The following is a 6,269-nucleotide window of genomic DNA, read 5'->3' as shown; positions in this document are numbered from 1 at the left end:
CGAGCCGGCGACATCGCGCTGCCGGTCCGCCGCCCACTGCGCCCGCACCGCGAGACCCGCGGTCACGCTCGCCAGCGCGAGGAGGACGCCGAGCAGCGCCACAGCCTGCTGCCGGAGCCGGGTGCGACGCCGAACGGCACGCTGTTCGGCCGCCCTCAAGGCCAGGCCCGCGTCGAGGAATCCCTGTTCCTTCACGGACATCGAGGTGCGGGCGAGTCCGGCGGCCATGGCAAGGCGCGTGCCGCGGAACAGCGCGCCGGGGTCCCGCCCGAGCGTCTCCCAGACCTGTGCCGCGTCGCTGAGCTGATGCAGGGTCCGCATGGCCTCACGGTCCTCGGTCAGCCATCCGTGCAGCCTGGGCCAGCATCGGATCAGCGCCTCGTGCGCCAGCTCGACCCGCTCGTGATCCAGTATCAACAGCCGTGCACCGGCCGCCCGTTCGAGCACGGTGCGGATGCCGGTGTCGTCGGCTCCGGCGAGTCCGTCCAGCTCGTCCAGGCGCGCCGGCCGCCGGGTGTCCTCCGTGCCTTCGCCGAGCGCGGTCAGCCGTACGAACACCTGCCGGACCAACGTGCGCTGCCCCGCGTCCAGTTGCTGGTAGAACTCCTCGGCGGTGCGCGCCAGAGCGCCTTCGAGTCCGCCCGCCGCCTCGAACCCGGCGAGTGTCAGCGCGTTGCCGCGCCGTCGTCGCCAGGTCTGGAGGAGAGCGTGCGACAGCAGCGGCAGCACCCCTGCCTGGCCCTGGGCCTGTGCCGTGAGGGTCGCCAACAGCGCGCCCTCGACGCTCAGTCCGGCCCGCTGGGCCGGCATCGTCACCGCGCGGCGCAGCTCGTCCGGACGCATCGGCCCGACCGGCACCTGCGCGTCGCGCAACGCCTCCACCAGCAGCGCGTTGCGGGTGCAGTGCGCGTAGAAGTCGGCCCGCAGACCCAACGCCACCCGGCACCCGCCGCCCGTCGAGGAGGCCGCCGCGATCAACGCCTCGATGAAACGGTCCCGTTCGGCGTCGTCCCGGCAGAGTGTGAAGGATTCCTCGAACTGGTCGACCACCAACACGACATCGCGTTCGCCGTCGCCGTGGGCGGGTCCGTCCACGTCTTCACGGCGGGCGGCGACCTGCCGCAGGACCCGGCTCAGGTTCTCCGGGTCCGCCTTGAGCTCTCCGTACAGTCCACCCGACGCGATGCCCGCCATCGCCCCGAGCCGCACCGCACATTCCTCCAGCGGTCTCGCCCCCGGTGTCAGCACCACCGCCGTGGCCTCGGCGGCCCGCAGCCGAGGCACCAATCCCGCCCGCAACAGCGACGACTTGCCCGATCCCGACGCCCCGACCACGACCACGAAGCGCTGTCTCTCCAGCCGCTCCGCCAGCTCCTCCACCAGCCGCTCCCGACCGAAGAACCACTCCGCGTCCTGCTCACGGAAGGGCCGCAGACCCGCATAGGGCGGTGTGCCGGACTCGTCGGCCTCACCGAGTACGGCATCCCCCTCGCCGAGCCGACCCGCCGTCTCCCGCCAACGGCGCTCCCACTCCTCGACATCGCCGTCACAGGCACGTACGTACGCGAGTGTCACCGCCAGCGTGGGCAGCCGCTGCCCGGCCGCCGCCGAGGACAGCGTCGAGATCGAATAGTGGACCCGCTCGGCCAGTGTCCGGTACGGCGCGTTGCCCGCCTTCCGCCGCAGTTGCCGGAGTCCCGCGGCGAACTCCGGTAACGGACCTTCTCCCGGCTCCAACGGCCGTTCTCTGCGCGGCATCGCCGCACCTCCCCCTCATTCCCCCCGTGCCCCGGACTGTGCGGTCTCGTCACATTTTTCAGAACTTGTTTGTTCGACACCAGGGGTCCGACGGCGAACAACGCATGGACCGCTACACCTGGAGCGGACGGGCCGCCCGAACGGGCTCAGGGCCCAACACACGTGACAGGTAAGGGGAGTTATGCGTCGCCACCGGCCGCATCCGCAGACCGCCCTCATCGCACTGGCCGTGGCGGCCTCGCTCACCGCGGTCTCCTGCGAGGCGTCATCGCCCTCGCACGATCCGGACCCCACAGTCGCGGCGGCCCGGCCGCTCACCGAACGGAACCAGGACGTGCTGCACGACGCGGAGCAACGGCTCATCCAGTCCTGCATGGCCGCCCGAGGCTTCCGGACGTGGCCCGTGCCCCGCCGGCCGCTCGCCGAGGACCGTGACTTCCCCTACGTGATCGACGACGTTCGCTGGGCGTCCCGGCACGGTTACGGCAGCGATCTGCGAGCCCAACGCGAGCAGTTGCGCACGAATGACCCCAACCAGCGCTACTTGCGGCGACTTCAGCCGGGCGACCGGCAACGCGCCATCGCCGCCTACAACGGCGAACAGCCGTCCGCGGCACGCCTACAGGCCCGGTCCCCGCTCGGTATGACCGTCACCCGCGCCTCCGACGGCTGCACCGCGCAGGCCCAGAAACAGCTCTACGGCGACCTGACCGCCTGGTTCCGCGCGGATGTCGTCACCGGCGCCCTCCCGGCGCTGCGCCGCCAACGGGTCGTAGCCGACGGCGAGTTCAAGGCCGCGGTGAAGAAGTGGTCCGCCTGCATGCAGAAGCGGGGGCTCCACTACACCGATCCGGACCAGGCACGGGCCGCCTTCATCGCCCCCGGGACCACATCGGAGAACGCGGCGCGACGCCGACAGGAGGTACGCACAGCCGTCGCCGAGGCCGAGTGCGCCGACGACACGGGGTTCACCACCGCCGTCGGACGCCTCGACCGGCGCTACGACGCACAACTTCGGGACCGGTACCGGAACGAGGTGGGCAGCAGGCTCCGGATGGAGAACGCCGCCCTGCCACGGGCCCGCGCCCTTCTGACCACCGACCGAACAGACACCACCCCAACCGATCCAACCAAGGAGTGACCAGTGATCACGACCAAACTCACCACCGCGTTCACCGCCGTGGGGCTCACCGCCCTGGCCCTGACGGCGTTACCGGGCGTCGCGCAGGCGTCCGAGTCGGGTCCGTCGTCGCCCGGCGCCATCGCCGCAGGACCGGCGGGGGCCACGGCGGACGGGTACTTCTACGCCTACGAGAACGCGAACTACGGCGGCAAGTACTGCCGGTGGGCGGGCAACGACAGCGACTGGAGCAGCTGCTCCCCCGGCGGCAACATCCGCAACCAGGCAAGCGCCCTCTGGAACAACGGCTACGCGGGATCGTACGAGGACGTCAATGTCTACTGGGGCCTCAGCTATTCCGGGGCCTGGGCCTGCATCGCCAACGGCTACGCCTACTCCAACCTCGCCGGCTGGTACTTCCCGAACAACGGATCCGGCGGCGGACAGACCCTGAACGACAACATCTCCTCCCACGTATGGTCCAACTCCTGCTGAGAGAGACCCCGCACCATGGGGAGCCCGTCGAGTCTCGTACTCGGCGGGCTCCCGGGGCGTCCGCGCCGCGTCGTCCCGGTGTCACATCCGCGAGGCCGCCGGTGTCTTCATGCCGAACCGCCGGACAGACACACGTACTGGCCGGACAGACACACGAACCAGGAGGACACCGTGACGCTTCGCGTTCCGAAGGCCGAACTCCCCGCCGAGCTCCGCGAGAACATGGTCAAGCAGCTCGGGGCCGTGCCCGAGCCCGTCGAAGTGCTGTGGAACCACCCCCAACTGGCCGCGGCCAACCAGGAGTTCACCGCCAGGGTGAGCACGTGGGACGCGGCGGACGCGAGCCTGAAGACGTTCGCGCACATGGCCGTGGCGGCGCAGGTCGGATGCGGTTGGTGCCTCGACGTCAACTACTTCTTCGCCCTGAACCAGAACCTGGACCTGACGAAGGCGAGCCAGGTGCCGCGCTGGCGGCAGGCCGAGGTGTTCTCGCCGCTGGAGCGGGACGTGCTGGAGTACGCGGAGGCCATGACGACCACGCCGTCGACCGTCACCGACGAGTTGTCGCAGCGCCTGCTGGAGCGGCTCGGCCCCGCCGCGCTGGTCGAACTCACCGTGTTCATCGGCTTCGCCAACATGGCCGCCAGGTGCAACACCGCCCACGGGATCACCTCGCAGGGCTACTCCGACGCCTGCGAGATCCCCTTGGCCGCCCGCGCGGAGGACTCCGACGTGGCGACGACGGCATGACCGAGGACCCCTACGTCGCCCACCGCGGCCTGCTGTTCACCGTCGCCTACGAGATGCTCGGCTCGGCCGCCGACGCGGAGGACGTGCTGCAGGAGTCCTGGCTGCGGTGGGCCGATGTCGACCGGTCACAGGTGCGGGACCCGCGGTCGTACCTCGTCCGGATCGTCACCCGGCAGGCGCTCAACCGGCTGCGCTCCTTGTCGCGCCGGCGTGAGGAGTACGTGGGCGAGTGGCTGCCGGAACCATTGCTCACCAGCCCCGATGTCGCCGAGGACGTCGAGCTCGCGGAGAGTGTGTCGATCGCGATGCTGACCGTGCTGGAGACGCTCGGTCCCACCGAGCGGGCGGTGTTCGTGCTGCGCGAGGTGTTCGAGCTGTCGTACGGCGAGATCGCGGAGGTCGTCGGGAAGTCCGCGGCGACGGTGCGGCAGGTCGCCCGGCGGGCGCGGGAGCATGTGGCGGCCCGGCGGCCACGGGTGAAGGTGAGCCGGTCGGAGCAGGCGGCCGTGGTGGAACGGTTCCTGCACGCCCTGCGGACCGGCCATCTGCAGGAGTTGATGGAGGTGATGGCGCCGGACGTGGTGCTGGTGACCGACGGCGGCGGGGTCGTCGCCGCCGCGCTCGCTCCGATCCACGGGGTCGAGCTGGTGGCACCGATCCTCGCCCGCGCGAACACGCTGGTGGCCGCGTTCGACACCACGCCCGTGTGGCTCAACGGCGAGCCGGCGGGCCGGATCGACATCGACGGTGAGCCGTCCACGGTGAGTCTCGTGGTGGAGGACGGCCGGGTCACCAGGATCTACGTGGTGCGCAATCCCCGGAAGCTGACGCAGTTGGACGAGCCGACCGAACTCGCCAGATGAGTCTGCCTCGACTCCGAACTGCCTTCTGTACAGCGCGAGTTGATGACGTCTCGGCACTACGATCGACTCGTCTGTACGAATCCTGTGCGAAACCGGAAACGGAAGCGGAGGGCGGGGAACCGTCCCGTAGCCGGGCGCATCGGTAGTGGCACGGGGTCAGCCGTACGGCAGGCGGTGGAGGGGGCGACGTCGTGACGTATGCCAGAGCACTGCGAATCAGCGGGGTGGTGGCGGCCTGCGGGGGCCTGCTGCTGGGGTGCACGGGTGGCGGTGGGGCCGCGTCGCCGCCGACGGCGTCCGTGGCGTCCCGGAGCGGCAACGCCACCGCCTCCGCCGATTCGCAGGCAGCCGCTTCGGCGACCTCCGAGACGGATCCGGCCCGGGAGCCGAAGACCGCGGCGCAGGCACGGGCGCTGATCGAACGGGTCATCTCGGGACCGGAGTTGTTCGGGACCGGGGTGGCGCGGGCGACGCCGTACGAGAGCGACCCCGGACAGTGGGCGGTGCTGGGGGACGACTGTCTGTGGCGGCTGGAGCCGTTGCCCGGGGACACGCTGGCCACCCTGACCCGGCACTTCGAGGTACCCGCGGCCGGCGGGAAGGGGTCCGTGCGGCTGTCGGCCACGGTCACCGTGCACCGCACGGCGCTCGACGCGTCGTGGGAGCAGGCCCGGATGCTGGAGGAGGACCTCGACTGCACGGAGCAGACCCAGCGGCCGGGTGAGCGGCTGACGGGGTTGCAGTCGCTGTCGTTCGCGCGGGGCGAGGGCGGCAACACCAGTGGCGACGACCTGTTGTTGGAGACCGGGCAGTGTGTGAGTGACACGCGCGGGGGGCCGTATCCGTACTGGTGGCAACAGGCGGTACTGGGCTCGGTGGTGGCCGGTACGTCCGTGTGCGGTGGGCGGGGCCGTAGCGAGCAGGAGCTCAACTCCCTTGTGGCGGAGGTCCTTCCGAGGATGCTGCTGCGAATACAGCAGGAGATCGGGCGCCCCACCGGGTCCGAGTCGGGCGCGAACGGCGGTGGGTCGTGATGGAGCGGCTGCTTCCCTCCGATCCGTCCCGGCTCGGCGGATACCGGCTGTTGGGGCGTCTCGGCGCGGGCGGCATGGGCGTGGTCTACGTGGCGCGCGGTACGGCCGGGGAGCTCACCGCGGTGAAGGTGATCCAGCCCGAGTTCGCCCAACAGACGGAATTCCGGGCCCGGTTCAGGCGCGAGGCCGACTCCGCGCGCGGGGTGGACAGCCCGTGGGTGGTGCCGGTGCTGGGCGCGGACACGGAGG

At 71.0% G+C, this 6,269-nt stretch carries 6 protein-coding genes and 1 pseudogene; 6 read left to right on the top strand and 1 reads right to left on the bottom strand.

Annotation, left to right across the window (positions count from 1 at the left end):
• On the bottom strand, window positions 1–1,758 hold a 1,758-nt coding region (locus R6V09_RS43175), incomplete at its 3' end, for an XRE family transcriptional regulator (protein WP_317886951.1).
• A gap of 181 nt (window positions 1,759–1,939) precedes the next feature.
• Between R6V09_RS43175 and R6V09_RS43170 the strand changes: the two genes are divergently transcribed.
• From R6V09_RS43170 to R6V09_RS43145, 6 genes and pseudogenes are all read left to right on the top strand, one after another.
• Window positions 1,940–2,899, top strand: coding sequence for a hypothetical protein (locus R6V09_RS43170; protein ID WP_317886950.1), 960 nt, complete (start codon window positions 1,940–1,942; stop codon window positions 2,897–2,899).
• A gap of 3 nt (window positions 2,900–2,902) precedes the next feature.
• Window positions 2,903–3,373 carry a peptidase inhibitor family I36 protein gene (locus R6V09_RS43165; protein ID WP_317886949.1) on the top strand — a complete coding sequence of 157 codons (471 nt, stop codon included), beginning with the start codon at window positions 2,903–2,905 and terminating at the stop codon, window positions 3,371–3,373.
• Between the two features lie 171 nt (window positions 3,374–3,544).
• Complete coding sequence (locus R6V09_RS43160) at window positions 3,545–4,123, top strand: carboxymuconolactone decarboxylase family protein (RefSeq protein ID WP_317886948.1); 579 nt, start codon at window positions 3,545–3,547, stop codon at window positions 4,121–4,123.
• Complete coding sequence (locus R6V09_RS43155) at window positions 4,120–4,986, top strand: RNA polymerase sigma-70 factor (protein WP_317886947.1); 867 nt, start codon at window positions 4,120–4,122, stop codon at window positions 4,984–4,986. Before R6V09_RS43160 ends, R6V09_RS43155 begins: the two co-directional genes overlap by 4 nt.
• A 191-nt stretch (window positions 4,987–5,177) precedes the next feature.
• Window positions 5,178–6,020, top strand: a complete 843-nt coding sequence (locus tag R6V09_RS43150) for a hypothetical protein (protein WP_317886946.1) — start codon at window positions 5,178–5,180, stop codon at window positions 6,018–6,020.
• A pseudogene (locus R6V09_RS43145) lies at window positions 6,020–6,269 on the top strand (bifunctional serine/threonine-protein kinase/ABC transporter substrate-binding protein); the annotation flags it as partial. The gene R6V09_RS43150 and the pseudogene R6V09_RS43145, both read left to right, overlap by 1 nt.

Source organism: Streptomyces sp. W16 (genome assembly GCF_033194735.1).
Lineage (GTDB): Bacteria > Actinomycetota > Actinomycetes > Streptomycetales > Streptomycetaceae > Streptomyces.
This window is presented reverse-complemented; position numbering and strand designations above follow the sequence as displayed.

Coding starts and splice junctions, on each gene's coding strand:
- R6V09_RS43155 (WP_317886947.1), top strand. CDS start 4,120: ATGACCGAGGACCCCTACGTCGCCCACCGCGGCCTGCTGTTCACCGTC.
- R6V09_RS43170 (WP_317886950.1), top strand. CDS start 1,940: ATGCGTCGCCACCGGCCGCATCCGCAGACCGCCCTCATCGCACTGGCC.